This window comes from Rhodococcus cerastii (assembly GCF_033042195.1).
GTDB lineage: Bacteria > Actinomycetota > Actinomycetes > Mycobacteriales > Mycobacteriaceae > Rhodococcoides.
The window spans coordinates 363,611-388,930 of record NZ_JAWLKF010000004.1; the positions used below are offsets into that span (position 1 = coordinate 363,611).

Consider the following 25,320-nt stretch of genomic DNA (forward strand, 5'->3'; position numbering starts at 1 on the left):
GATACATATTCTGACAACTCGGCCGTGCACGTATCGTGCGACACATGACCCCGGTCGACGCGCTTCTCGCCGCCGCGGCCCTCCACCTGGGCTTTCAGATGGTGGTGACCGGCGTCGTCTATCCGGCGCTGGCGGAGGTTCCGGACGAAGACTGGTCGCGTGCCCACGACGCGCACTCGCGTCGGATAACCCTCGTCGTCGGGCCGGTCTACGGACTGCTCGCTGCTGCGTGTCTGTGGGTGTTGGTGTCCGGGCCGATCGATGCGGTTGTCTTGACGAGCATCGGCGGCGCGGCGGTCTCGGCGTCGGCGACTGCCTTCGTGGCTGCCCCCACCCATGGCGAACTGGGGCGTGCGGGACGCAACGAACACCTGATGAGTCGGCTGCGATCGGCGGACCGCGTACGTCTCTGCGGTGCAGTGGTGTGTGCGTTTTTTGCACTGTCGGCGTGACCGAGCGCGGGTGAACGTGCACGTGGCCAGTCGGCTCAGCGAGACGGTGCCACCATCAGCACGGCATCGACTCGATACTCGCCCCACTGCTGCGCAGACGTCCCGATCTGTTGCCACCCTCGCCTGCGGTAGAAGCCGAGGGCGGCGCTACTCGGCTCGACGAGCAGAACCGCCACGCGCCCTGCATCGCGCGCAGTATCGATCGCGTGTGCAAGCAGAGTCGTTCCACTGCCCGGTACGGAACCGTCGGTGACCAAGCGCGACACCACAGCGAGTCGATCAGCAGCCACCCCCGTTGCTCGCCGCCACTGCGCGCTTGCGTCGTCCGCGCCGGGATCGGTTCCCGGTGCTGCCGTCGAGTGCAGCGCGACATGGCCGACGACGTCGTCGTCGGACTCGGCCACCCAGGCCGCGAGTTCGTTCGGTGGGGCAAGCCAGTCGGCTCGCACCGCCGCTGCGCGCACGGGATAACGGTGTAATTCGTGCGCACGTTGCAGGATGGGCAGGAGAGTGGTCAGGTCGCCGTGTCGTCGGGGGCGCACGTGGATTCCCGATGTGGCCGACATGCGAGCAAGTGTAGGGACCGGAGCTCACACCGAATCGACGTCGGTGCGATCTGCGTCTCTCGCCTGCGTCGAGGGGCAGACCGCGTCGGCACAGGTGGAGCGGAGTTTCCGAGGGCCGAAATGGGCCCTGCTCGCCGTCGAGGCGGGGTTCGCAGGTCCGCATCGGAGGGGCCGCACGTACTCTGGTCCTCGTGCGACTTCAGCGACAGGTGGTGGACTACGCCCTTCAGCGTCGGTCGCTGCTGGCCGAGGTGTACTCCGGAAGGACGGGCGTCGCAGCGGTCTGTGATGCGGATCCGTACCTTCTTCGCGCCGCCAAGTTCCACGGACGTGGCAGCGATGTGGTGTGCCCCATCTGCCGCAAGGAGCAGCTCACGCTGGTGTCCTGGGTGTTCGGTGAGAAGCTCGGGGCACTGTCCGGGTCGGCGAGAACGGCGGACGAACTCGTCCGTCTCGCGGCGACCCAGGAGGAGTTCTCGGTCCACGTGGTCGAGGTGTGTAGGTCGTGCAGTTGGAACCACCTCGTCCAGTCCTATGTCCTCGGGGCCGTCCCCGCGCCCAAGCAACCCCGTCGTCCGCGATCGGGTTCCCGTCAACCGAACCGTCGAACAGCGAGTGAGTGACACAATCGCTCAGCTGATCCCATCCACCGAGAATTCGACGCGGCCGCCGAAATTACTGGAGATTCGTACGTGAGTTCCCCCTACGACAACAATCCGGGTAGCAACGAACCGGGCCGTAGCGACTCCGGACGGCGTCCCGACGTGCCCGGGCCGCCGCGCGGCAGCCGGCATTCCGACCCACCCGGGCGTCGCCCGGTACCCCCTCCCGGCCAGCGTCCGATGCCGCCGCAGGGCCGTCCCCCGATGCCTCCGCCCGGCCAGCGACCGGTACCCCCTCCCGGCCAGCGTCCGGGACCTCCTCCCGGGCAGCGTCCGATGCCGCCGCAGGGCCGTCCTCCGATGCCTCCTCCCGGTCAGCGTCCGGGTCCTCCTCCCGGGCAGCGTCCGATGCCGCCGCAGGGCCGTCCTCCCGTGCCCCCGCAGGGCCGGCCCGTTCAGGGCAGGCCGCCGGTGGATCCGGTGAGTGGACGTCCCGCGGGCGAGCGTCCCTACGGCGAACGTCGGTACGGAGAGCCGCCCATCGCGCCTCCTGTTCGATCCGCTGCCCCGACGGGCGTGACTCGGTCCGGTGCTGTGCCACCACCCCACGAACCGAACGATCCATCAGTTCTCTCCTCGGGCAGCGAACCGCCCGAGCCGCCCGAAAGAGGTCCCGCCGCGAAAACGAAGAAGAAGTCCAAGTGGCGGGTCGTTCGACGCACGATGTATGCGTTGATCGCCCTGGGTCTGATCGTGCCGATCCTGGCGTTCATGGTGGCGTACACCGTCGAGGACGTGCCGCGTCCCGGCGACATCAGAACCAACCAGGTCGCCACGATCTTCGCGGCCGACGGCTCGAGTGTGCTCGGCAAGGTGGTGCCACCCGAGGGCAACCGCACCGACGTGACGATCGATCAGATCCCGGAGCACGTGCGCAACGCCGTTCTCTCGGCCGAGGATCGCGACTTCTATTCCAATCCGGGATTCTCGGTGACCGGTTTCGGCCGGGCTCTGCGTGACAACGTGCTCGGACGCGACAGTGCCGGCGGTGGCTCGACCATCACCCAGCAGTACGTCAAGAACGCGCTGGTCGGTAACGATCGGACGCTGACCCGAAAGATGCGTGAGCTCGTCATCTCCTCGAAGATGGCGCGGCAGTGGTCCAAGGACGACATTCTTGCGGCGTACCTGAACACCATCTACTTCGGTCGCGGTGCCTACGGCATCGCCGCCGCGTCGACGGCGTACTTCGGCAAGTCCGTCGACCAGCTGTCGGTGGAGGAGGGTGCCGTTCTCGCCTCCGTCATCCAGCAACCCTCCAATCTCGATCCCGAGTTCAACCCCACCGGCGCGCAAGCGCGTTGGGACTACGTGCTCGACGGCATGGTCTCCCAGGGTCAGCTCGATGCGACCCAGCGGGCGTCGATGACGTTCCCGGCGGTGGTCCCGAGCGCGCAGGTCGATACCGGCGATGCTCAGGATGCCGGGCCGGACGGCTTGATCAAGGCCCAGGTGCTGCGAGAGCTGTCGGCGGTGGGTATCAGTGACCAGGACCTCAATACCGAGGGGTTGCAGATCACCACGACCATCGACCCGAACGCCCAGGCGGCCGCGGTCGAGGCCGTGAACAGCAACATGGAGGGCGAGCCCTCGGAGCTGCGGACGGCGTCGGTGTCGATCGATCCACGCACCGGCGCGGTTCGCTCGTACTACGGCGGTGCGGACGGTCGAGGATTCGACTTCGCCCAGTCCGGCTTGCAGACCGGATCCTCGTTCAAGGTGTTCGGTCTTGCCGCCGCGCTGGATCAGGGCATTCCGCTGTCGAAGATGTACGACAGCTCCCCGCTCGACGTCAACGGCATCGAGATCAGCAATGTCGAGGGCGCTTCCTGTGGAACGTGCACCATCGCCGAGGCGCTGAAGCGTTCACTGAACACCAGCTTCTACCGGATGATGCTCAGCATGGACAACGGTCCGCAGGCCATCGCGGACATGGCACACACGCTCGGCATCCCGCAGGAGATCGAGGGCGTCGGACCCACCCTCACCGAGCCCGACAACGCGGGCCCCAACTACGGAGTCGTGCTCGGCCAGTACCAGTCTCGCGTCATCGACATGGCTTCGGCCTACGCGACATTGGCTGCGTCCGGCGTTTATCACACTCCGCACTTCGTGCAGAAGGTCGTCACCGCCGACGGCACCGTGCTGCTCGACCGGGCTCCCGAAGCCGGCCAGCAGGTCGTCTCGGCTGCGGTTGCGGACAACGTGACCTCGGCGATGCGTCCGATCGCCGGCTACTCCAACGGTCACAACCTCGCCGGCGGTCGCCAGTCGGCAGCCAAGACCGGTACCGCTCAGCTCGGAGACACCGGTCAGAACAAGGATGCCTGGATGGTCGGCTACACGCCGTCGCTGTCCACTGCCGTCTGGGTGGGCACCGAGCAGGGTCTGCCGCTCGAGAACAGTTACGGCGGACCGATCTACGGATCGGGCCTACCGTCGGACATCTGGAAAGACACGATGGACGGCACGTTGGACGGCACCTCGAACGAGACCTTCCCGACGCCCGAGGCCATCGCGGGTCAGGCCGGTGTGCCGCAGTACTCGGCACCCGCTCCGGCGACGACGGTGGCACCATCGACAGCTCCGCCGCAGGTGACCCTGCCGATTCCGACGGAGATCTCGCCGCCGGTAGTCATCACTCCGCGGCAGGTCGAGATTCTGCCCGGCGTGACCATCCCGCTTCCCGGACTGGCACCGGCGCAGCCCGCGGAACCCGAACCGGCGGCACCTGAACCGGCAGCGCCCGAACCGGCAGCGCCCGGGCAGTAGCGACGCGGCGGTGACGACCGAACCCGACCGCAAGGGTCGAGCCGTGGCGAGCCCCGGTCGCCTCGATTCGGCGAGCGCTGCGGACCGCGATCTACCCAGTCGTACCGATCCGATGACCGAGGAATTGTCCTCGGTCATCGGCGGTCCGGTCGGCAAGCACGCGGTCATCGGACGGCAGCGCTGGTTCACTGCGCTCCGGGTGATTCTGCTGCTCGCGGTGGTCTTTCTCTGCTTCGGTTGGTTCGCCAAGGCCGCGTGTATCCAGCAGGCACCGGTGGGACCGGGCGGTGAGCTCGGACTCGATTGGAGTGGCAGTCGTCAGTACGTGGCGATGTGTTACTCCGATACCGTGCCGCTGTACGGGGCGGAGCGACTCGATCAAGGTGCGTTCCCGTACAAGAAGTCCTGGGAAGAGACCAAGGCCGACGGGTCGAGTCAGATTCGGTACATGGAGTACCCGGTGCTCGCCGGGCTCTACCAGTACGGGTCGATGGTCGTCGGAAAGGCATGGAACTCACTGAGTTTCCTGCCGCAGGCGTTGCCGGTCGTCGTCTACTTCAACGTGGTTGCCCTGGGATTGGCCGTCGCCTGGTTGGTCACCGTATGGGCCACCGCAATAGCCGCCGGACGCCGCATCTGGGACGCTGCCCTCGTGGCGGTCTCGCCCCTGGTGATCGTGCACGGATTCACCAATTTCGACGCTCTCGCAACGGCTTTCGCGCTCACTGGGTTGCTGGCATGGGCCAAGAAGAAGCCGGTACTGGCCGGAGTTCTGATCGGTCTCGGCGGTGCCACCAAGCTCTATCCCCTGCTGTTCCTCGGTCCGCTGCTGGTGCTGTGCTGGCGCACCGGGAAGATGCGCGAGTGGGGCATCGCCGCCGGTGCGGCGATCGGTGCCTGGTTGGCGGTCAATCTTCCACTGGCGCTGCTGTATCCGTCGGGATGGTACGAGTTCTTCCGGCTCAATTCCGAGCGTGGTGCGGACCCGGATTCGCTGTACAACGTCGTCACCTCGTTCACTGGTTGGACCGGTTTCGACGGTCCCCTGTACCCGGGCGACAAACCGTTGGTTCTCAATGCCGTGACGCTCGTGTTGTTCGCCATCGTGTGTGCGCTGATCGCGTACATAGGCACGACGGCACCGACGCGGCCGCGGCTCGCGCAGCTGGTGTTCCTGGTGGTCGCCGGGTTCCTGCTCACCAACAAGGTGTGGAGTCCGCAGTACTCGCTGTGGCTGGTTCCGCTGGCCGTACTGGCGTTGCCACATCGTCGAATCCTGTTGGCGTGGATGACGATCGACGCCTTCGTCTGGTTCCCGCGGATGTACTACTACCTGGGTGTGGAGAACAAGGGTCTACCCGAACAGTGGTTCACCGCGACCGTCGTGGTGCGCGATGTCGCCGTGATCGGATTGTGCGCGTTGATCGTTCGGCAGATCTACCGTCCGGCGGAGGATCTCATTCGAAACGGCAGCGCCGTCGACCCGCTCGGTGGCGTGCTCGACGGCGCTGCAGATCGGACGACTACTGCCCGCAAGGTCACATATAGCGGCCGAGCTGTTTGACGGCTTCACCGGCATGCTTGGCCTGGATACCGTCGCCGATGGCCTGGAGCTTCCATTCGCTGCCCTGGCGGTACACCTTCGCCATCACCAGACCGGTGAACGGCATGCCGCCCTGCAGAGTGAAGCGGGCCAGTTCGGTGTTGGTGGTGTTGTCGACGAGACGGCAGAATGCGTTCGCGACCTGCTCGAACGTCTGACCGCGGTACGACGTGACCGTGAAGATGATGCCGGTCACGTGCTTGGGTACCCGCGTCAGGTCGACCACGATCACCTCGTCGTCGCCCTCGCCTTCGCCGGTGAGGTTGTCACCCTGGTGCACGATCGAGCCGTCCTTGGCATTGAGCTGCCCGTAGTAGACGACATCGTTGACGTTGCGGTCGGCGAGCATGATCGCCGACGCGTCCAGGTCGATGTTCGCAGCTCGGCCGCCGCCGCCGAAGAATCCGCCCTTCTTCGGAGTGGTCACCGGGTCCCAGCCGAGACCCATCCGGATGACCGTCAGCGCCACGCCGCCGTCCTTGCGGAGGGTGACCTTCTGGCCCTTCGTGAGGCTGACGGGCTTGGACTTGGTGAGGCTGACTTCCGGAGCCTCGGTGGGGACCGGGGCGGCGGGCGGTGCCGGCGGGGCAGCGGGCGGCGGTGGAGTGACGGGAGCGGGAGGAGGTGTCGGTGCGGCAGGTGTCGGAGCAGGGGCGTCGTCCACGGACACACCGTGATCGGTCACCAGGGCGGCGAACCCGCCCGCGTAGCCCTGCCCGACGGCTCGCACCTTCCAACTTCCCTGACGGCGGTAGATCTCCAGCGCGATCACGATGGACTCCGAGCTGAGGCCATCGATTGTGTACTCGTACAACACATTTCCGGCTGTATCGCTCACCCGCGCCACGGGGGCGGTGGATCGCCCGAAGTTGCTCGACGCGTCGTCGAGGGTGATGACCGCGCGGATCTGCTCGATGTCGGCGGGCACTGCCGCGAGCGACACGGCGAGCCGGGCCGGTCCGCCCTGGCCGGGCTCGAGGCGAACACCGGGGCCGGTGGGCTGGTTGAAGAATACGAAGTCGGCGTCGGTGCGTACTATTCCGGCGTCGGTGACCAGTAGCGCGGACAGGTCCGCAGGTACGGCCAGCGAGATGGAGACGACGACGTCACCGACGGTGAGGGGGCCGTTCTGACCCTTGGACAACGGTTGACCGGCCGGAGCAGACAATGTGATGGACTCTCTCTCGTAGTGCTGGTTACCGTCATCCAATGTACTTGTTCGATTTGTCCGACTGGTGTGGCTGCGATCGGGCGGACGTCAGATCTCGCGGAGGGTGAACAGGTCGCCGGGTGTGCAGCCGAGGACGCGACAGACTGCGGTGAGCGTCGAGAATCGGATGGCCTTGGCGCGGTCGTTCTTGAGCACCGACAGATTGACGACGCTGACCCCGGCGAGACGGGAGAGTTCCGCGAGAGTCATACCGCGGGCGTCGAGAATCTCGCCCAGATGACAGACGACGAGATGGTCGACGAATTCCTCCGCCATCAGACCAGACCATCGGCATCGCGAGCGAGCTTGGAGCCTTGCCGGAGAACTGCGTAGACGAATTGCAGGACCAGAGCGACGATCAAGGCCAGCCAGACCGAGCCGAAGCTTCGTGCAGTATCGGTGACCTCGGTTGTTTCGAGTGCGGCCTGAATGGCGTTGGTACTCATCACCCGAAGCCCTCCGGTGATGACCGGGTACAGGACCAGGCAGGCAGCAACCACGACCAGGTCGATGCTGGCACCGACGCTGAACGGGGTCTCCTTGATGACATTGTCGAAGAATCGGTACGCGAAGAAGATTCCCACCAGGATGAGGATTCCGCCGGCCACGATCTCGCCGTACCTCATGAAGTCGATCATCCCGATGAGCCGCTGGACGTCGCTTTTGGGGACACTGAGCTCGATGACGTTGCCTGGCTGCAACTGTCCGCCGAACAGGTCGAGCGTCGGCGACTCCTCCAGAGGCGTGACGGTTGCGCTGACGTGGTCCGAGGAGCGGTATTCCCACATCTTCCGACCGGTCCAGATCACAGCTGCCGCCGCATAGAAGGCCATCGTCCATTTGTTCGCCCGTGCCGAGCCCACTCCGTATACCATCCCGCCGCCTCCATATCGATAGTCGATAACAACGAATATCGATAACCTATCGAAAATCGATACGGTGTCAAGAGTGGGCCGTCCTCACCGCCTCAGCGCCAGTGCCACGTGCCGTCCGATCTCCGACGCCAGGCCGGCAGTATCGGCGGGCGCGATGTCGATCGTTTCCGCGGAGTGGACGATGTACCGGCCGTCGTGTTCGAAGTCCATCCAGAAGAACGAGACGGCATCGGTGTCGCGGCGGTTGTCGTAGGTCGGGCCGCGCGCGACGATGATCTCGCCGACTGCAGACCGCGGGCGGTCGAAGAACGACCGGAACCGCTCGTCCGCCGTCGCACCCCGGGTTGCGGTGGACAGATGCGACCCACCCGAAGTCGTTGCAGCAGTGACGCGTTCGAGTCGCTCGGCCGGTCGACGGCCTGCAGCGATGTTCGGTACGGATCCGAGAACGACGGCTGGGGCATGGGCCGGGCCGGTCAGTTCGACGGTGACGACACCGCCGGAGGAGGCGTCGGGCCCGGGCTCTCGAGTGAGCACCGCGGCAGTGTCGTGGCGAATCGCCGCGTGGCTGCGCACGATGTCGTGACGAGAATCGGTTGTCTCGCCGCGACATTCGATGCGAACGATCGGGTCGACGACGGTCCGAACGGCTGCGCCGAGCTTCTCGTCCATCATCGCGTCGATCCTCGCCGACGCCTCGCTCCGCAACTGTCGGAGTTCGTCGACGGTCTCGACGTCGATGGTGACCGCCAGGGGGTACGGCAGTCGGTCGCGTCCGAATCGACTGCACAGCATCATGAAGTCGATGCCGGGCATGGTCCATTTCGTCACCGTCAGCCGCCGAGTACCGGAGGTGCGACCAGGGGTAGATCGCCGATCAGCTCGCTGCCGTTGCTCACATCGACGAGGTAGCCGGGAACGGCGTGCTCTCCGTCGTTGTCGCCGGCTCCCCGTGCGCCTGCTGCGCCCATGGCACCCATTCCCGGCATGCCGTGTGCTCCCGCGCGGCCGGCCGACGCCGCAGCTGCACTGCCCGCACCGCTGCCGCCCGCACCGATCCCGCCCGTGCCGCCGCCGATCGGAGAGCCGAGAATCGAGCCGCCGTAACCCGATCCGGTACCGGAACTGCCTCCGGATCCGGACCCGTATCCCGCACCGCCGCCGTAGCTGGAACCATTGGATCCTGCGAAGCCGCTGCCGCCCGGTCCTGTTCCGCCGAACCCCCCGCCGGGACCTGCGCCGAACCCGGAACCCGCACCACTGCCGGAAGCACCCGGCCCGGTAGCCGCTGCGGCACGAGTTTCACCGGAGTGGTCGGCCGGAAGCAGGGAACCCGAACCGCTCGACCCTGGCTGCTCCGACGCAGCACTACCGCTCCGACCCGCTTCGGCAGCCCCAGTGCCGCCGGCCTGCGCCTGCGCTGCCCTGTCAGCCCCACCCTCGGCACCGGAGCCGCCGGGCGAAGTCGACCCGATACCCCCATCTCCGCCCCCGGCAGAACCAAACTGTCCCCAGCTGCCGTCGGAACCGCCACCGTCAACGACCGGGTTGTGCGCTGCCGGTAGCACCGGGACCTCGGAATCGGACTGCAATACCCCTGGTACGTAGACCGAGCGCATGATTCGCCGTGCTTCCTCCTGCTGCTCCTCTCGGGCCGACACCACCTCCTTCGCGGCGAAGGGAATGGGCAGCAGGGAATCGATCAAGCTGTTTTCGGCTCCCGCAACCACCGGCGGCATCCTCGACTTCGTCTGCGTGAAACCGGAGTGCGCCTCGAGCAACTTGTTGCTGATCAGACTCATGGAGGTGGACAGCGCGTTCGCAGACGAGACGTAGTCGCCCACACCGCCGCGGACGGCGTCGGCTGTAGGTCCCGACCAGCCCGACGTCATGGCCGCCTCGATGCCGGACCGGAAGCCGTCGGATCCGCTGTTCGCGGCAGCGGACAAGTCGTTCCAGTTCTTGGACGATTCCCCGATGGTCTCGGTACCCAGCGATTTCACCATGGTCACGATCTGCTCGTGCGGCATCACCTCGAACGCCTCCGTGATGACCACTTCGGCCGGCTCGAACTCGCCGCGGTAGTCGAGGGCCACGTTCGCCTTCTCGAATGCCGCATTCAGAACGGAGCCGAGAAATTCGGGGCCGATCGGCGTCACGAACGCACTGGTGACGATGTTGTCGATCGTCGCTGCGAGTTCCTCGTACGGATCCGTCATGCCCACCCCTTGCCCTACGTCTGCCTCCCCGACGAACAGTTAGACGCGGCGCACGGCGGTTCGGTTCCGCAGCCATTCGAGAATTTCCTCGCTGGCCCGGACACCGGAGGAGTCGGTGACGGTCAACCCGGGCCGAGTGAATCCGAGCAGCTCCAGTTCGCCGTGCCGCGGACGGATCGCGGCGTCGGCCGCGATGAGCATCTCGGCGTCGAGTGCACCGTCACCTGCGGCGAGGACTCGGGCATCGGCGTCGAGGGTGCCGTCCTGTATCAGCCTGGTCCGAACCTCGGCCACCGCAGAGCTCTTGCACACCGCGTTGGGCATCGTGTAGATCTTGCGCCCCTGTTGCGAGACGTTCCAGTCCCGAGCGGCGCACCACTGCGACCACTCCGCGACGAAGCCCTCGGGCACGGCCGCCGTGTTCACCACCAGGTAGCAGAACAGGCCGTCGGCCTCGCGGTACTTGAGGACCCAGTCCTCGGAGACCCTCGATCTCAACTCGGCACCGATGCCGGCCAGGTTCAACTCGAACCCGTTGCGCCAGTGCATGTCCGGCTCGCCGTCGACAAGAATGTTGCCGCCGTTGCTGGTGATGGCGTACCGCCACGGGGCACCCGGGAGTGCGATCCGCTGAAACTGCTCGATGGTACGTGTTGTGGTCGGCACGACCACAACATTCTCGCTCAACTCGCGCAGCAGAGAGATCGAACGAGAAGACATGTAAGACAACGGCTTTCCCTCGTACAGCTCCACGCACTCGAACGAATCGTCCAGGGGCACAACGAGTGCGCCCTCGGAGAAGATCATCGTACGGTCGAGATCCACCGCGACGAGGGCGCTCACGACGCGTCCCCGCTCGACACGTTCTTGATCAGCCCCATGCACGAATATGCGAGGTCGGGAACCACATCCACCGGCACTCCCCTGGCCGCAGCGAGCATCCTGATGTGTTCGTGCTCGGGCGCATCGGCCTCGCGCACCAGTACTCGCCACGGGACACGGCGCAGCAGCACCCGAGTGGTTTCACCGACGCCGGGCTTGACGAAATTGACGTGCGAGATGCCGTATTCCTCGCGGACCTTCTCCACCGATGCCCAGCCGGACCACGTGGGTGTTCGGTCGGAGCCGAGAACCGCTGCTACCGAGGCATCGACCTCGTCCCGGACGTCCTCGAAACGGGCTGCGACGGTGTCGAGCAGGTGACGCGAGACGTCGTCGGGGGCGAGATCGGCGTAGTACTTCGCGCCGTGGAAGTCCCCGGGACGAATCAGACTGTCGTTGAGCACGGTTCGTGAAACCAGGCCCGATACAGTCGAGTTCAGGCAGGCAGACGCGATGAGGAAGTCGTCGCGGGTGCCGTAGGTGCGAGCGCAGTTGCCCGGATCGGCGAGCACGGCGAGGTCGTCGTCGAACTCGGCTCCGGGGAATTCGCGCAGCGCCGCGGTGAGTTCGCGGGCGATCGCGCCCTTGCCCGTCCAGCCGTCGACGAACACCACCGAGCGCGAATCGTGATGCTCGGCCAGGTAGCGCAGGGCCACGGCGTCGATGCCTCGATCGCGCACGATCGAGACGGCATAGTGCGGAATCTCGATGCCGTGGGCTGCGAATGCCCAGCGGCGCATCAGAATTCCGACGGGTGTGCCCGCGCGGGCCAGGGACGCCAGTGCAATGTCGTGTCCGCGCTCGGCCAGCACGACCTCGGTGACGGTGCCGACCGCGACCGCCAGCCGTGACGCGCTCTCCTGCAGCACTTTCTCGAACAGTTCGCGGTAGGCAAGATCCGGTTGATACTCGACCGGAAGCGATTCGGCGTAGTGGGCTTCGCCGGCTTGAATGCGCTTCTCCCGCTCCTCGATTCCTGCTTCGAGTGAGACCGACGAGAGGTCCTTGAGCAGCCAGGTGACTTCGTCCGCTGCGTACGAACCGAAATCCGGCCCCCGCAGCGGACGTGCCCGCCGCGAGACTTCGAGAGCCACCGGGTCCGCGCCCGTGACGACGACCAGCAGCACGTCGGTACCCGAGGCGGCCAGGGTCTCGGCGGCTGCTGCCAGAGCGTCGGTGTCGGCGGGGGCGTCGGCGACGAGCACCAGTGTCGCGTCGTCCGGTCCGGACGCGTTGTAGAGGTAGCGCAGTCCCGATTCGTCCTCGGGCGCAGTGAACTCGAAGCCGCGGCGCAGGGGGTAGCCGGGCAGGTCGAGAACGTATGCCGGTGACCGAGTGGTGGTCTGGAACAGTGCGGTGTGCCCGCGCTCCTGCAATGCCGCCGCCAGTCGGAGCGGCAGGTACATGAGCTCCTCGTGGCCGATGACGACCACCGGTGCCGATCCGGGGAGCGACGCGTCGACGGTGGCTGCGAGAGCATCGATCGCCGAGTCGAAACCGGCGGCGTCGGATCGGAGGAACCCGTGCCGGCCGCCGTCGGGCAGGGTTGCCGGCCACTGCGCATCGACGCGGCGAACCGAACCAGGCTGTGCAGCAACCGGATCGAACTCCGGATCGGGGAGGGCCAGCACCGTCTCCACCAGGCCTGGCTCGAGCTCCACCGATCCCTGCGCCAGGCTCACGTTGTCGATCCGAACGCCGAGTTGTGTTGCCACCGCCGCAGCAGCAGCGAGATGCTCGGCGGTGCGCATGTCCACCAGGGATGCGATGACGTAGTGCGCGCGGCCGGCGGATGCGTGAATCTGCCGAAGGGCATCGAGCGCGGTCGCTCCGGTCGAGATCTCGTCGTCGACGAGGATCAACGGTAGGTCGCCGGCGAGAAGGTCGGCCGAGGTGGGCATCAGCAGGTGGTCGGTGGCGTGTGAGTGACCCTCCTCGAACTCGCCGTGCACGTTCATGCCGGGAACGTGGCGACGCGTCGAGTGCAGGTAGCAGTGCGCGCCCAGAGCCGTCGCGACGGTATGGCCCAATCCGGTTGCAGTTTCGGCAAATCCGAGCACGTCGACATCGGAGCCGCCCACCGCGGTCTGCACCAGGGCGGCCAGTTCGTTGCCGGCGGAGATGACGACGTCCGGATCGACGGGTATGTGTTTGCCGAGCACCGTCGAGACCAACAGGTGGGCGCGGCGAGGGTTGCGACGCAGACCGGGCAGCACCAACTGTGTTGCCGTCCAGGACGACGACGAACCGGTGTCGGTGAGCACGATTCCGTCGGCCGGATTGGCGTTCATTGCTGTGCCAGTGCGGTCAGTAGATCCACGAACGTGATCCCCTCGTTGGTGACACCGAACGCCCTGGCGCGCACCACCGTCTGCTTCGCCCAATTGCGGTGCGGGCCGAGCTCGTTCATCTTGTTGCGGTAGCCGGATGCCTGGACGCCGCCCTGGTCGGAGGAGAGAATGTCGAGTGCGTCGTGGTATTCCTCGTGCGTCACCGCGGACAGCGCGTGCACGGCAGGCACGTGCGAGGGGTGGATGACGGTCTTGCCCTGAATGCCGTTCGCGCGGTCGAGTGCCACCTCGCGCAGGAGGGCGTCGAGGTCGCTGCTCACCAGTTGCTGGCGAAAGCGCACGGCCTCCTGATCGACGAACGGCGTCTGGCGCAGCAGCGGGCGGAACATGCGTTCGTGGTCTGCGAAGTACTCCCACACCGGTCCGGTGATGACGAAACCCGATCCGTCGTAACGACCCAGGTGATTGACGATAGCGCTGATGACGTCGGAGACGACGCGGACGTCGTAGATCGTCAGGTCGCGGTCGCGGCGGATGCCGAAGGTGCCGCACATGTCGGTGGCCCCGATGCGCACCGCCAGCACGGTGTCGCGGTACTCACCGAGGAGTTCACGGATGGCAACCAGTTCCGCGTCGCGTGTCTCCCGGTGCACCACTTCCGTGGATTCGAGGACGGGCATGGCGAACAGACGGGTGCCGTGTGTCGTGGACGCGGCGACGATCTCGTCGAGGAACTCGGCTCCGCGTGCTGCCGTGAACTTCGGTACGACGAATCCGGCGAGCCCGGCGGCACCGTGGTTCAGGCCGGCGCAGATGCTGCGGATGTGCGCGGCGGTGCGAGCTCGAACGAACACCAGTGATCCCGAACCCGAGAGTTCGTTCAGAGTTCGCACGGTGTTGGCCAGCGCTTCTTCCAGATTATGGTCCGCCACAGCGTCTTCGAGATCGATGACGATGGACCGAACCCCCTCGTCGGTGCGTTTGTTCACCGTCGCGGTCAGGTCGGGACGCGTCGCCGGGATGTACAGCGTCGCTCCGAGAGCCGTTGCCACGAGGTCGTTTCCGTCGCTCGTCTCGATGTCCTCCGGCTGCAGGAAGAACACTCGTTCACGGGTGTCTGCGTCGAGATGGCGAAAGTGTTGCACCACTGTCCTTCGTGTGAATGTGATCAGTGCGAGGTACGCATGCGGTCGATCACGCCTGCGATGAAGTCCGAAATGGTATCCAGATCCTGCAGATATGACCAGTAGTCGGGGTGGGTACCCGACAGGGCTGTGCTCGCCCTGTCGATCCGGGCGAGCTGAGCATCCAACACCGAGCCCCATTCGGCAACCAGACCGCGGTTGACCGCGAGTTGTTGGGCGTCACGAAGTTTGAACCGCACTTTGTTCTCGGTCTGTTTCGGATCGGCTTTGACCGCGCGCAGCAGACGAACTCGGTCGGTGACGGCGTCGACCAGTTGTTCGGCATCGCTCAGGTGTTGGCGTGCCTGGGTCACCAGATCCAACGCGTGTTCGGGATTGCCCGCGTCGAGTGCAGAACGAGCTGCGCTCAGATCCTCGTCGGCCTGCTCGATGTGGCGCGCACTGGACCGTTCGTTGCGAGAGAGGTCCGCCGAGCTCTTGGCGTTGAACTCCCGCAGCAAGCTCGAGAAGGCCGGGGCAATGCCCTCGGATCTCGTTCGTACGGCTTCGATTCGGGTGCGCACCGAGGCCAGTGCCGTTCGGGCCTCCTGAAGGCGGCCCGGAGCCGAGTTCACTGCTGCACGCAGTGCGGCCGCCCGATCGCGGACCAGGGCGGCGTGCTCTCGGGCGCGCAGGGGGTCGCGCTGATCGGCCTGCAATTGCGTTGTTGCCGAATCGAGTTCGCGCCACGCCTGCCGGAGTGAGGGGTAGCCGGCAAACTGTTCGTCGACGGTCGATCGGGCGGCGTCGGCCTCGGCCAGTGCGTCCTGGACCAAGCGCGGGGTCGCGGCGAACTGAGCGGAGGACTGCTCGAGGGTGTCTCGGTGGGCTTCGTAGAACCGATCCACAGCCGAGCTGGCGTCGTGCAGAAGCGCGGTCGCTCGGTCGAAGGCCGATCTGGCGGCAGGAGTGGTGATTCCGTCGAACTGATCGACGGCGGCGAGGTAGGCAGCTCCGGCATCGAAACATTGCTTCTCGGTGTCTGCCCACCGGCTCGCGAGTCGATCCTGAGGACGCAGTGCGGTGGAGGCCTCGACGCCCGCCGAGGCGATGGACTGACGTTTGTCCATGTCGAGGAACGCGGCGACAGCGTTGTCCTGGGAACGACGCGCGGCGGCGTCGGATTCGGCACCCCGGCGGAACACCCCAGGCCAGCGACTTGTCACCTGCTCGATAGTACTGACGGGAACCCTGGCGATGTCGTACTCGTTGGCGGAGTACGTCCAAGAACCGGACATTCCCACTACGGTTGAACCCGTAACGGGAAACCAATTGCGAAAGGACCTCTCAATGGGCGTCAGCCTCAGCAAGGGTGGCAATGTCTCGCTCACCAAGGCAGCTCCGAACCTGACCGCGGTCGTGGTCGGTCTCGGATGGGACATCCGCACGACGACCGGCACCGACTTCGATCTCGACGCCAGCGCCATCGCTCTGAACTCGACGAAGAAGGCCTTGAGCGACGGGCACTTCGTGTTCTTCAACAACCTGAAGTCTCCGGACGGCTCCATCGAGCACACCGGCGACAACACCACGGGTGAGGGCGACGGAGACGACGAGCAGATCAAGGTCGATCTCGCCGCGGTACCGCCGGAGATCGAGACCATCGTCTTCCCCGTGTCGATCTACGATGCGGACGCACGCTCGCAGTCGTTCGGTCAGGTGCGCAACGCGTTCATCCGCGTCATCAACCAGGCCGACAACTCCGAGCTCGCTCGCTACGACCTCAGCGAGGATGCCTCCACCGAGACCGCCATGGTCTTCGGTGAGCTGTACCGCAACGGCGCGGAGTGGAAGTTCCGCGCGGTCGGTCAGGGCTACGCATCCGGACTCGCAGGAATCGCCCGCGATTTCGGGGTAAACGTGTAGTAAAGGCCCTCTCAAGATTGGGAGTACCCCCGCCTCGTCATTCATGATGGGCGGGGGTTTTTCCGTCTCAAGTCTCGAGAAAGGCCACTGACTGTGGTTGTGAAGATCTTCGGATGGTCGATCGCGGTCACCATCGTGTCCGTGATCGTGGCTTTCCTGTACGGCGGGATCGAGGCGATGATCCTCGTGCTCATCCTCGGCGTCCTCGAGGTGTCGCTGTCCTTCGACAACGCCGTCATCAATGCCACTGTGCTGCGACGCATGAGCGAGTTCTGGCAGAAGATCTTCCTCACCATCGGCATCATCATCGCGGTGTTCGGCATGCGGTTGCTGTTCCCGCTGGTCATCGTCTGGGCCGCGTCCGGTCTGGGTCCGGTGGCGGCACTCGATCTGGCACTGAACCCGCCCGCCGACGGTGCCGCGACCTTCCCGGACGGGTCGCCGAGTTACGAAACTCTGCTCACCGACGCGCATCCGCAGATCGCCGCGTTCGGTGGCATGTTCCTGCTGATGTTGTTCCTCGGCTTCATTTTCGAGGACCGCGAGATCACCTGGTTGAGCTGGCTCGAGAAGCCCCTCGCCCGGATCGGCCGCCTCGATCAGCTCTCCGTGGTCGTCGCAGGCCTGCTGTTGGTACTGAGCGCCGAGTTCCTGGCCGAGGACGACAAGATCTCCACCGTCATGGTCTCGGGTGTGCTGGGCATGATCACCTACATCTCGGTCAACGGACTCGGCGAGCTCTTCCACGTCGAGGAAGAGGGCGAGGAGTCCTCGGGCGGACCGAGCGAACTGGCGAAGGCGACGGGTAAGGCCGGATTCTTCCTGTTCCTCTACCTCGAGGTGCTCGACGCGTCCTTCTCGTTCGACGGTGTCATCGGTGCCTTCGCCATCACAGCCGACCCCATCATCATCGCGCTCGGCCTCGGCTTCATCGGCGCGATGTTCGTCCGCTCGATCACGGTGTTCCTGGTCCGCAAGGGAACGTTGTCCGACTACGTGTACCTCGAGCACGGTGCGCACTGGGCGATCGGCGCGTTGTCCATCATCCTGCTGGTCTCGATCGGTGTGCACATCAACGAGCTGATCACCGGTTTCGTGGGAATTCTGTTCATCGGAGCCGCCCTGCTGAGCAGCATCCGACGCAACAAGCGTCTGGAGAACGAAGGCGTGGAGACCGCAGTCAGCGTCTGACCGGCGGGTTCACAGCTCCGAGACTCACAGCTCCGAGATGTCGACCAGCCCGTCCTGCAGGGCCCGTGCGACGAGGGCGGCTTTGGTCGGTGCCGGGCGCCCCACCGAGGTGTACTTGGCCCGGATTCGGGTGAGGTGTGTGTTGACCGTGCCGAGCGAGAGAAACAGTGTCTTCGCCACTTCGGTCTTCGAGTCGTGTCGAATCCAGCAGAGCAGCACCTCGATCTCGCGGCCGGTCAGATCCGGTCGCGGCGGGAACGGGCTCGGGGCGGCCGGGACGGGGTGTATCTGCATCGCAGGCGGAACCAAGCTGATGGGCCCACGTGAACGAGGCGTCGTCGGGACTCCCGCGTCGTCCGCGGAGGGCAAGGGTTCGAGCAGTGCAGACATCAATTCTCCCGGACGCCGTAGTGGGTTGAGACCAACTAAACCAGTGGGAATGATTCTCACAGGTAATTCGCAGGTTTTCTGCCCTGACTATTGGGGGCATTGAACCGTCAACCGTCCGGTAAGCGTGTCACGAAGCTACGACAGACTGCCGGCCGTCGGCATCGAGTTCGATCCGCACGTCGGCGCTCGAGTCGCTGACCAGGATGGATACGATCCTCGCGCGGCCGGGCGGCAGTATCCGAGCGGTCACCACACCGCTCGTCGAACCCCTGAGTGCGTCGGAAACCGCGGTGCTCACCCGCATCGACACTGTGGGATGAACCACAGCAAGTCCGCGGGTCAATCCTGCGGAGGTAGTTCGGGCATCGGCAGCCAGCCGTCTTCGACCGCTCGCTTGTACAGATCGGTTTTCGTCGGTGCCGGACGCCCGGCTTCGGCGTACTTGTTGCGGATTCGCACCAGATAGTCGTTGACGGTCTGCTCGGACAATCCGGCGAGGCGGGCGACGCGTCCGGCCTTCTCGCCCGACGCGTAGAGGGCGAGTACCTCGCGCTGACGCGGACTGAGTCCGACGTCGGGAAGCTGCGGATCACCGTCGATCGCCGCAGCCCAATCCGTCGTGACGACCTGCCCGCCGCTCGCTGCGCGTCGGATCGCGGAGACGATCGCCGCCGCCGGGGCGGACTTTCGGACCACGCCGAGCACACCTGCACGGGCTGCCGAACGAACGAGAAAGGCGTTCTCGGCTCCGGTGTAGACGAGGACGCGCGCGCCGGCGGCGTGCAACTGCTCCACGTTCGAGCGGGGTGACGAACCGTCACCCAGACGGAGATCGAGCACCACCAGATCGAGTGTCGGCTGTTGGGCGAGCAGCTCCGCGACCGTGGCGGCGGTGGACACCAGTTCCAGGTCGGGTTCGTCTGCGAGCATGGCCTTGAGTCCGAGCGCTACCGATTCGTGGTCCTCGACGAGGCCGATGAGTCGTACTTCGCTGGTTCGTTTCTCGGTGTTCTCCTGCGATTGCGACACCTGTGTCATGTCCCCGCCCCGCCCTACGTGCTACTGCCCCGGTGATGTTGTCAGCGATATCGTTGCTGGTCGGGGCGATGATACAGACGCCTGGTCGGTTTCGCCCGGGAACGGAACCCGCATCCGAGCTCGGAGGAAGAGCACGAAGAACACCACCAGCAGCAGTGCTCGTCCCCACACTCCGACGAGAACGAAGAACTCCTCGTCGGTGGCATCGGCCCCCGAGGCCAACGCGGCGAAGTACTTGAAGACGCCGATTCCCATCGACAGATCGACGAGCAGATACGCGGCGACGAGCCCCCACGGGACCCGAAGCAGCACCAGGAAGGGCAGCAGCCACAGCGTGTACTGGGGCGAGTGCACTTTGTGCAGCAGCATGAAACCGCACAGCATCGATCCGCTGACGGCGACCCACGGGTACGTCCCGACGACCTTCGCGCGACGCCATCCGAGCCACAGCGCGAGAGCGAACGCGGCGAACACCAGCAGCGGCGACGCCACGTCGACCACGTTCTGGAAGGAGGCCTCGGCCTCGGCGTAGGCATCGGGATTCATCTGGTCGTTGATGTAGAAGTGGCGTAATCCCCAGTACCAGATGGAGTTGGTCGTCAGGTCTGCCTGCCGCAGCGACTGGAATGTGAAGGACGCCCGCCATCCCTCGTAACCGAGCACCGCGAACGGCAGATTCACTGCGACGACCGTGCCGATGGCAGCGCCGGCCACCATCAGGCCGCCGCGGATGTCCCAGCGAGCTCGGACGGTGTCGGCGGACTCGCGTCCATCGATGCCGCCGGTGACGACGTACGCGATCAGGGGCAACACGAATGCTCCCGGGTAGAGCTTGAGGCAGAAGCCGACGGCCAGCAGCACCGAGGCGAGAATCGCCTTGCGTCGCAGCGGCATCGGCAGCGTCATGACGAAGATCGCGCCGACGGCGGTGGCCACGACGGGAAGCTCCCAGTTGTGGAAGGCGTACATCACCAGAGGCGGGCCGATCGACCAGAGCAAGGCGGGCCAGCCTGCCATCCGGCCGAGCATCCAGGCGGTGAGCAGACCGAACGGCGCGAGAATCAACGCCGAGGTCAACAGGAACTGTGCATCGGTGTGGGCCGGAATGGCTCCGAGCCACATCAGCAAGCCACTGAGGACCGGGTACTCCACCGTTCCGCCCGTGAGGATTCCGTCGCTGGTGATGGCCCCGTGGATATACGGAAAGATGTGATTGTCGATGTCTCGGCCGAGCCACAGGAATTGGATGTCGGAGTAGCAGACCGAGGAATCCTTGATGGCGTCGAACATCGTGCTGCGACCGGAGGCGTCGAACGGCGCGACCGCGCATCGGGCCTTGTTCAGATAACCCAGAATCAATCCCACCGCAGCCATTGCGACGACCACGACGACCGTCATCGGATTGGCGCGGACCCCGGATCGCATGGTGCAAGACTATGACGCCCGAACGCCGGACCGTGCGCCCGACGCGAATTAGCAGGTCAGGGCCCGCCTCGTGTATCTTCGAGGGGTTGCTGACGCAACGACCCTCCTGCCACGGACAGTCCGTGGCCGTTTTCACTAGTCCACAGGAGGTGATGAGGTCTTATGCGTCATTACGAATTGATGGTCATTCTCGACCCCAATCTGGACGAGCGCACTGTCGCTCCGTCGCTCGATACGTTCCTCAACGTCGTTCGCAAGGATGGCGGCACCGTCGACAAGGTCGATGTGTGGGGCAAGCGTCGTCTGGCCTACGAAATCCTCAAGCATGCCGAGGGCATCTACGCCGTTGTGAACCTCAACGCCGAGCCTGCCACGGTCAGCGAGCTGGATCGTCAGCTCGGACTCAACGAGTCCGTTCTGCGCACGAAGGTCCTGCGACAGGGCAAGTAATTGTCGTTGCCCGCCTCTAGGCTGGCATCTACAACGCTTACTACTGAAAGAGGAACCATGGCAGGCGAGACCGTCATCACCGTCATCGGAAACTTGACGGCTGATCCAGAACTTCGATTCACCCCCGCCGGTGCGGCGGTTGCCAACTTCACGGTTGCATCCACCCCGCGCACATTCGATCGTCAGACGAACGAGTGGAAAGACGGCGACGCGCTCTTCATGCGCTGCAACATCTGGCGCGAGGCAGCGGAGAACGTTGCCGAGAGCTTGACCCGAGGCTCGCGAGTGATCGTGAGCGGACGGCTGCGGCAGCGCTCGTACGAGACGCGTGAAGGTGAGAAGCGGACAGTCGTCGAGCTCGAAGTCGACGAGATCGGACCTTCACTTCGCTACGCCACCGCAAAGGTCAACAAGGCCAATCGCGGTGGAGGTGGCGGCGGAGGCGGCTTCAACTCCGGCTCCGGCTCCGGTTCCTCCGGCGGATCGGGCGGCGGCCGCTCGAACTCCTCGTCCAACTCCGGTTCCGGCGGAGACGATCCCTGGGGCAGTGCCCCGGCGGCGTCGGGCTCCTTCGGCGGACGTGGCGGAGACGAAGAGCCACCGTTCTAGATCCTTCGATCGAGAACAACCAGATGTAACGGAGAAAGACCCATGCCCAAACCGCCATTGCGCGACAAGGTGCTCAAGAAGAAAGCGTGTTCCTTCTGCAAGGAAAAGAACACGTCGATCGATTACAAGGACACGACGTTGCTGCGTAAGTACGTCAGCGATCGCGGAAAGATCCGCGCTCGCCGTGTCACCGGCAACTGCGTCCAGCATCAGCGTGACGTGGCCGTTGCCGTGAAGAACTCGCGTGAGGTAGCACTGCTGCCTTACGCCGCGACGGCTCGATAGAAAGGGCGATTGGTATGAAACTGATCCTCACCGCTGATGTGGACAACCTCGGTGCGCCTGGCGACACCGTAGAGGTCAAGGACGGCTACGGCCGTAACTTCCTGCTGCCCCGCGGATTGGCCATCCAGGCCACCCGTGGAGCTCAGAAGCAGGTCGACGGCATCCGCCGCGCTCAGGAAGCTCGTGCCGTCCGCGGCCTCGAGCACGCCAACGAGCTCAAGCAGGCCATCGAAGGCCTCGAGGCCGTCACGCTGTCCGTGAAGACCGCGGGCGACTCGGGCAAGCTGTTCGGCTCGGTCACCGCGTCGGACGTCGCTTCTGCTCTGAAGGCTGCCGGTGGCCCGGTCGTCGACAAGCGCAGCATCGATCTGCCGAAGGCTCACGTCAAGAGCACGGGCAAGCACGACATCGTCGTGAACCTGCACCCCGACGTGACCGCGAAGTTCAAGCTGGAGGTCGTCGGAAGCTGATTTCAGCTTTCGGCCCGTTTCGGTCGAACAAAGCCCCACGAACCCTGGGTTCGTGGGGCTTTTTCGTGTCTTCTCACAAAGATCAACTGTCGCAATGGGTTCCGATTTGTGAAGCATCTCTCTTCAAAGGTTCGTGAGCAAAGCTTTGCGTAGTCTTTAGGCGGGGCGACATCGAACATCATCACCAACTGGATCCACCCGACCTGACGCCTAGACGCCCGGAGGAACGCTGCCGTGACCACGACCGTGGAACCCGATTCCGACCCCAGTCCCGAGACCCGACCCGAGCCGCAGTCTCGCGTCGGGTCGATCCTGAAGTACGACGTACCGGCCTCGTTGGTCGTCTTCCTTGTGGCAGTACCGCTTTCGATCGGTATCGCCGTCGCCTCCGGTGCCCCGATCATGGCCGGCCTCATTGCCGCCGTGGTCGGCGGAATTCTCGCCGGCATACTCGGCGGATCACCGTTGCAGGTCAGTGGGCCCGCCGCGGGACTGACCGTGGTGGTTGCCGAGCTCGTCAATCAATTCGGTTGGGGCGTAACGTGTGCCATCACGGTGCTGGCCGGTGCGGTGCAGATACTGCTGGGAATGAGCCGGATTGCCCGCAGTGCGCTGGCCATCTCGCCCGTGGTGGTGCACGCCATGCTGGCCGGAATCGGTATAACCATTGCGCTGCAACAGATTCACGTACTTCTCGGCGGTGAATCCGAAAGCTCCGCAGTTCAGAACGTCCTCGCCATTCCCACATCGGTCGCCAACGGCCAATGGCCGTCGATCATCGTCGGCGGAATCGTGGTCGTGCTCATGTTCGGCTGGCCGCGATTGGCTGGAGTGTCGGGCGTGATGGCAAAGATCACGAAGGTGCCGGCTGCGCTGGTCGCGGTGGTCACCGCTACCGCGGTCTCGATCTTCTTCTCCCTGGATGTCGAGCGAATCGAGTTGCCCGGCAACCTGATCGAATCGCTGAGCTTTCCGATCATGCCCGACGGGCAGTGGAGCGCTTTCGCGACCGGCGTCATCACCATCGCGTTGATCGCCAGCGTCGAGAGTCTGCTCTCCGCGGTGGCAGTCGACAAGATGCACAGCGGTGAGCGCACCAACTTCGACCGGGAACTGATGGCTCAGGGCGCGGGCAACATGGCCTCCGGTGCCATCGGCGGTCTGCCGATCACCGGCGTGATCGTGCGCAGTGCCACCAACGTCAAGGTCGGTGCCAAGTCCCGTGCGTCGGCGATTCTGCACGGCGTGTGGATTCTGATCTTCTCGGTGCTGTTCATCTCGATCGTCGAATTGGTTCCGTTCGCCGCACTCGCCGGATTGCTGGTGATGATCGGTGTGCAGCTGATCAAGTTGGCAGACATAAAGATCGCCAACAAGACCGGAGACATCGCGGTCTATACAGTGACGGTTGTAGGCGTGGTGGCACTCAACCTGCTCGAGGGTGTGCTGATCGGTTTGGCACTGTCGATCGTTCTCGTGCTGCGCCGTGTGGTGTGGGCAAAGGTTCGCGCAGAGGAGACGGTCGACGGCACCTGGCGCGTCACGACCGAGGGGTCGTTGAGCTTCCTTGCGCTCCCTCGATTGACACACGTACTGTCCACCGTCCCCGCAGGCACCGTCGTCACCGTGCATCTGGGAGTGGATTTCCTCGATCATGCGGTGCACGACGCTCTGAACGAGTGGATCCGTCAGCACGAACTCGGCGGCGGCACGGTGAGAGTCGAGGAAGTGGGCACGGCGTCGATGGCAGCTGCTGCCGAGGGGCCGCCCAAGCGCGGATCTGCGACGGTACGCAGCTCGTTGGCACCGTGGCGGGCATGGCAGCTGAAAAGCGATGTGACACAGAATGAGTCACCCGTAGCGCTGCGGGCGGTCCTCAGTGGCGTAGCCGAGTATCACCGCACCCACGCCCCCAATATTCGACCGCACCTCGAGGGTTTGACCGAATCTCAGGATCCCGACACCCTGTTTCTGTGCTGCGTGGATTCGCGCGTGATGCCGAACACGATCACCAGTAGCGGACCGGGCGATCTGTTCACGGTCCGAAACATGGGCAATCTCGTTCCTGCCCAGGGGCAGGACTGCTCGGTGGAGGCAGCGCTGGCCTTCGGTGTCGATCAACTGGGTACCTCGTCGGTGGTGGTGTGCGGACACTCGGGCTGCGGTGCCATGAAGGCGGTGCTGAGTGGACCGGAGAACGCCGCGGACGAGTCGGTGGCGGAATGGCTGGGTCATGCCATGACGAGCCTGGATGCGTACCGCAGCGGGCACGTGGTGGGCCGTCAGGCGGCAGAGCTCGGCTTCGGGGAGGCGGACCAACTCGCGATGGTGAACGTGGCGGTGCAGTTGCAGACGCTCACCCGTCACCGGGTCGTCGGCCGAGCCAATGCCGAGGGGCGGTTGCGCATCACCGGACTGTTCTTCGACATTCCCACGGCACGAGTGCTTCAGATCGGTACCAAGGAGGTCACCGTGCTGGACCCGGCGATGTGCCCGCAGGAGCTCGGTAGCTGAGCTTTCGTCAACAGTGTCGAGGGGCCCGATTCCCAGCGTGGAATCGGGCCCCTCGCGCGTAAACGGGACACTGGTCTGTTTCTGTGAGTCATCCCAGCCACTGTGACCTGGTTCACCCCCGGGTTCACCTGGTATTTACTCAACACGCCCGAGCTGTCAATTCGGCCGACACGCCGATCCAGAATCGATGCACAGGAAGAAAACTTTATGTACATGCCCTGACCTGCCGAAAAGACCGAAACTTGGAAAGTTATACCCAGGTTATCCCCAGACGGTCAACACGGTTGTTCAAGACCATCCACATTTCGTGCACAGGTTCATCCACAGGCCGTGTTGTGACTCCTGCCGATAGCGCTTAACGTCCGT

Annotated in this window: 24 protein-coding genes; 11 read left to right on the forward strand and 13 right to left on the reverse strand. The window is 64.9% G+C overall.

All coding sequences use genetic code 11. The annotated features are described in order from the left end of the window. Positions 1 to 44: 44 nt before the first annotated feature. Entirely contained in the window at positions 45 to 452 is a 408-nt protein-coding gene (locus R3P93_RS11050; RefSeq protein ID WP_094638365.1) for a fatty acid desaturase family protein, read from the forward strand. 35 nt (positions 453 to 487) lie between these two features. Here R3P93_RS11050 and R3P93_RS11055 read toward each other — a convergent pair whose 3' ends face one another. Further along, complete coding sequence (locus R3P93_RS11055; protein WP_317533022.1) at positions 488 to 1,018, reverse strand: GNAT family N-acetyltransferase; 531 nt, start codon at positions 1,016 to 1,018, stop codon at positions 488 to 490. A 191-nt stretch (positions 1,019 to 1,209) separates the two neighbouring features. On the opposite strand from R3P93_RS11055, the gene R3P93_RS11060 reads away from it, so the two are divergent. The 3 genes from R3P93_RS11060 to R3P93_RS11070 all read left to right on the forward strand — a co-directional run bounded on the left by R3P93_RS11060 (position 1,210) and on the right by R3P93_RS11070 (position 6,016). Then, a complete protein-coding gene (locus R3P93_RS11060) occupies positions 1,210 to 1,641 on the forward strand; it encodes a DUF5318 domain-containing protein (protein WP_170944655.1) in 432 nt (143 codons plus the stop codon). 702 nt (positions 1,642 to 2,343) lie between these two features. Next, on the forward strand, positions 2,344 to 4,452 hold the full coding sequence (locus R3P93_RS11065) for a transglycosylase domain-containing protein (RefSeq protein WP_317533080.1): 2,109 nt from the start codon (positions 2,344 to 2,346) through the stop codon (positions 4,450 to 4,452). Between the two features lie 112 nt (positions 4,453 to 4,564). Next, positions 4,565 to 6,016 carry a glycosyltransferase family 87 protein gene (locus R3P93_RS11070; RefSeq protein WP_317533081.1) on the forward strand — a complete coding sequence of 484 codons (1,452 nt, stop codon included), beginning with the start codon at positions 4,565 to 4,567 and terminating at the stop codon, positions 6,014 to 6,016. On the opposite strand, the gene R3P93_RS11075 is transcribed toward R3P93_RS11070, so the two are convergent. The 9 genes from R3P93_RS11075 to R3P93_RS11115 form a co-directional block, all read right to left on the reverse strand. Further along, positions 5,991 to 7,223 (reverse strand): TerD family protein, encoded by a 1,233-nt coding sequence (locus R3P93_RS11075; protein ID WP_317533023.1) that lies wholly within the window; start codon positions 7,221 to 7,223, stop codon positions 5,991 to 5,993. The genes R3P93_RS11070 and R3P93_RS11075 overlap by 26 nt on opposite strands. A gap of 90 nt (positions 7,224 to 7,313) precedes the next feature. Continuing rightward, positions 7,314 to 7,541, reverse strand: a complete 228-nt coding sequence (locus R3P93_RS11080) for a helix-turn-helix domain-containing protein (RefSeq protein WP_068047485.1) — start codon at positions 7,539 to 7,541, stop codon at positions 7,314 to 7,316. Then, positions 7,541 to 8,140 carry a DUF2975 domain-containing protein gene (locus R3P93_RS11085; protein WP_317533024.1) on the reverse strand — a complete coding sequence of 200 codons (600 nt, stop codon included), beginning with the start codon at positions 8,138 to 8,140 and terminating at the stop codon, positions 7,541 to 7,543. The genes R3P93_RS11080 and R3P93_RS11085 overlap by 1 nt, the downstream gene beginning before the upstream one ends. 84 nt (positions 8,141 to 8,224) lie before the next feature. Further along, positions 8,225 to 8,956 (reverse strand): ESX secretion-associated protein EspG, encoded by a 732-nt coding sequence (locus tag R3P93_RS11090; protein WP_317533025.1) that lies wholly within the window; start codon positions 8,954 to 8,956, stop codon positions 8,225 to 8,227. Positions 8,957 to 8,973: 17 nt separating this feature from the next. Continuing rightward, the gene (locus R3P93_RS11095; RefSeq protein ID WP_317533026.1) at positions 8,974 to 10,359 is read right to left on the reverse strand and encodes a PPE domain-containing protein; all 1,386 of its coding nucleotides are present in this window, start codon (positions 10,357 to 10,359) and stop codon (positions 8,974 to 8,976) included. Positions 10,360 to 10,398: 39 nt separating this feature from the next. Then, positions 10,399 to 11,202, reverse strand: coding sequence for an HAD family hydrolase (locus R3P93_RS11100; protein WP_317533027.1), 804 nt, complete (start codon positions 11,200 to 11,202; stop codon positions 10,399 to 10,401). Next, complete coding sequence (locus tag R3P93_RS11105; RefSeq protein WP_317533028.1) at positions 11,199 to 13,532, reverse strand: phosphoribosyltransferase; 2,334 nt, start codon at positions 13,530 to 13,532, stop codon at positions 11,199 to 11,201. Before R3P93_RS11105 ends, R3P93_RS11100 begins: the two co-directional genes overlap by 4 nt. Then, a complete protein-coding gene (locus R3P93_RS11110) occupies positions 13,529 to 14,677 on the reverse strand; it encodes an HpcH/HpaI aldolase/citrate lyase family protein (protein WP_317533029.1) in 1,149 nt (382 codons plus the stop codon). Before R3P93_RS11110 ends, R3P93_RS11105 begins: the two co-directional genes overlap by 4 nt. A gap of 23 nt (positions 14,678 to 14,700) precedes the next feature. Next, positions 14,701 to 15,786, reverse strand: coding sequence for a hypothetical protein (locus tag R3P93_RS11115; protein ID WP_068048460.1), 1,086 nt, complete (start codon positions 15,784 to 15,786; stop codon positions 14,701 to 14,703). Positions 15,787 to 16,006: 220 nt separating this feature from the next. On the opposite strand from R3P93_RS11115, the gene R3P93_RS11120 reads away from it, so the two are divergent. Continuing rightward, positions 16,007 to 16,582, forward strand: a complete 576-nt coding sequence (locus R3P93_RS11120) for a TerD family protein (RefSeq protein ID WP_032396932.1) — start codon at positions 16,007 to 16,009, stop codon at positions 16,580 to 16,582. Between the two features lie 93 nt (positions 16,583 to 16,675). Beyond that, the gene (locus R3P93_RS11125) at positions 16,676 to 17,773 is read left to right on the forward strand and encodes a DUF475 domain-containing protein (protein ID WP_068048447.1); all 1,098 of its coding nucleotides are present in this window, start codon (positions 16,676 to 16,678) and stop codon (positions 17,771 to 17,773) included. Between the two features lie 24 nt (positions 17,774 to 17,797). On the opposite strand, the gene R3P93_RS11130 is transcribed toward R3P93_RS11125, so the two are convergent. The 3 genes from R3P93_RS11130 to R3P93_RS11140 form a co-directional block, all read right to left on the reverse strand. Further along, positions 17,798 to 18,163 (reverse strand): helix-turn-helix transcriptional regulator, encoded by a 366-nt coding sequence (locus tag R3P93_RS11130; protein ID WP_068048450.1) that lies wholly within the window; start codon positions 18,161 to 18,163, stop codon positions 17,798 to 17,800. Between the two features lie 339 nt (positions 18,164 to 18,502). Then, a complete protein-coding gene (locus tag R3P93_RS11135; RefSeq protein WP_317533030.1) occupies positions 18,503 to 19,201 on the reverse strand; it encodes a response regulator transcription factor in 699 nt (232 codons plus the stop codon). Between the two features lie 21 nt (positions 19,202 to 19,222). Further along, positions 19,223 to 20,626, reverse strand: a complete 1,404-nt coding sequence (locus tag R3P93_RS11140) for a hypothetical protein (RefSeq protein WP_317533031.1) — start codon at positions 20,624 to 20,626, stop codon at positions 19,223 to 19,225. A gap of 162 nt (positions 20,627 to 20,788) precedes the next feature. On the opposite strand from R3P93_RS11140, the gene rpsF reads away from it, so the two are divergent. The 5 genes from rpsF (at position 20,789) to R3P93_RS11165 (ending at position 24,954) form a co-directional block, all read left to right on the forward strand. After that, positions 20,789 to 21,076: a 30S ribosomal protein S6 gene (gene rpsF, locus R3P93_RS11145; RefSeq protein ID WP_008711385.1), complete on the forward strand. Its 288-nt coding sequence runs from the start codon at positions 20,789 to 20,791 to the stop codon at positions 21,074 to 21,076. A 57-nt stretch (positions 21,077 to 21,133) separates the two neighbouring features. Then, positions 21,134 to 21,685 (forward strand): single-stranded DNA-binding protein, encoded by a 552-nt coding sequence (locus R3P93_RS11150; protein WP_037195207.1) that lies wholly within the window; start codon positions 21,134 to 21,136, stop codon positions 21,683 to 21,685. A gap of 42 nt (positions 21,686 to 21,727) precedes the next feature. After that, positions 21,728 to 21,970: a 30S ribosomal protein S18 gene (gene rpsR / locus R3P93_RS11155; protein ID WP_032396926.1), complete on the forward strand. Its 243-nt coding sequence runs from the start codon at positions 21,728 to 21,730 to the stop codon at positions 21,968 to 21,970. A 14-nt stretch (positions 21,971 to 21,984) separates the two neighbouring features. Further along, positions 21,985 to 22,440, forward strand: coding sequence for a 50S ribosomal protein L9 (gene rplI / locus R3P93_RS11160; protein WP_032378698.1), 456 nt, complete (start codon positions 21,985 to 21,987; stop codon positions 22,438 to 22,440). Positions 22,441 to 22,674: 234 nt separating this feature from the next. Then, positions 22,675 to 24,954, forward strand: coding sequence for a SulP family inorganic anion transporter (locus R3P93_RS11165; protein ID WP_068048787.1), 2,280 nt, complete (start codon positions 22,675 to 22,677; stop codon positions 24,952 to 24,954). The last annotated feature ends 366 nt before the right edge of the window (positions 24,955 to 25,320 follow it).

What these genes read in the sequence shown, in the direction of transcription:
- R3P93_RS11050 (WP_094638365.1), top strand. Translation starts at nt 45, where the DNA reads ATGACCCCGGTCGACGCGCTTCTCGCCGCCGCGGCCCTCCACCTGGGC.
- R3P93_RS11055 (WP_317533022.1), bottom strand. Translation starts at nt 1,018, where the DNA reads ATGTCGGCCACATCGGGAATCCACGTGCGCCCCCGACGACACGGCGAC.
- R3P93_RS11065 (WP_317533080.1), top strand. Translation starts at nt 2,344, where the DNA reads ATGTATGCGTTGATCGCCCTGGGTCTGATCGTGCCGATCCTGGCGTTC.
- R3P93_RS11070 (WP_317533081.1), top strand. Translation starts at nt 4,565, where the DNA reads ATGACCGAGGAATTGTCCTCGGTCATCGGCGGTCCGGTCGGCAAGCAC.
- R3P93_RS11080 (WP_068047485.1), bottom strand. Translation starts at nt 7,541, where the DNA reads ATGGCGGAGGAATTCGTCGACCATCTCGTCGTCTGTCATCTGGGCGAG.
- R3P93_RS11085 (WP_317533024.1), bottom strand. Translation starts at nt 8,140, where the DNA reads ATGGTATACGGAGTGGGCTCGGCACGGGCGAACAAATGGACGATGGCC.
- R3P93_RS11090 (WP_317533025.1), bottom strand. Translation starts at nt 8,956, where the DNA reads ATGCCCGGCATCGACTTCATGATGCTGTGCAGTCGATTCGGACGCGAC.
- R3P93_RS11095 (WP_317533026.1), bottom strand. Translation starts at nt 10,359, where the DNA reads ATGACGGATCCGTACGAGGAACTCGCAGCGACGATCGACAACATCGTC.
- R3P93_RS11105 (WP_317533028.1), bottom strand. Translation starts at nt 13,532, where the DNA reads ATGAACGCCAATCCGGCCGACGGAATCGTGCTCACCGACACCGGTTCG.
- R3P93_RS11115 (WP_068048460.1), bottom strand. Translation starts at nt 15,786, where the DNA reads ATGGACAAACGTCAGTCCATCGCCTCGGCGGGCGTCGAGGCCTCCACC.
- R3P93_RS11120 (WP_032396932.1), top strand. Translation starts at nt 16,007, where the DNA reads ATGGGCGTCAGCCTCAGCAAGGGTGGCAATGTCTCGCTCACCAAGGCA.
- R3P93_RS11130 (WP_068048450.1), bottom strand. Translation starts at nt 18,163, where the DNA reads ATGTCTGCACTGCTCGAACCCTTGCCCTCCGCGGACGACGCGGGAGTC.
- R3P93_RS11135 (WP_317533030.1), bottom strand. Translation starts at nt 19,201, where the DNA reads ATGACACAGGTGTCGCAATCGCAGGAGAACACCGAGAAACGAACCAGC.
- R3P93_RS11140 (WP_317533031.1), bottom strand. Translation starts at nt 20,626, where the DNA reads ATGCGATCCGGGGTCCGCGCCAATCCGATGACGGTCGTCGTGGTCGTC.
- rpsF (WP_008711385.1), top strand. Translation starts at nt 20,789, where the DNA reads ATGCGTCATTACGAATTGATGGTCATTCTCGACCCCAATCTGGACGAG.
- R3P93_RS11150 (WP_037195207.1), top strand. Translation starts at nt 21,134, where the DNA reads ATGGCAGGCGAGACCGTCATCACCGTCATCGGAAACTTGACGGCTGAT.
- rpsR (WP_032396926.1), top strand. Translation starts at nt 21,728, where the DNA reads ATGCCCAAACCGCCATTGCGCGACAAGGTGCTCAAGAAGAAAGCGTGT.
- rplI (WP_032378698.1), top strand. Translation starts at nt 21,985, where the DNA reads ATGAAACTGATCCTCACCGCTGATGTGGACAACCTCGGTGCGCCTGGC.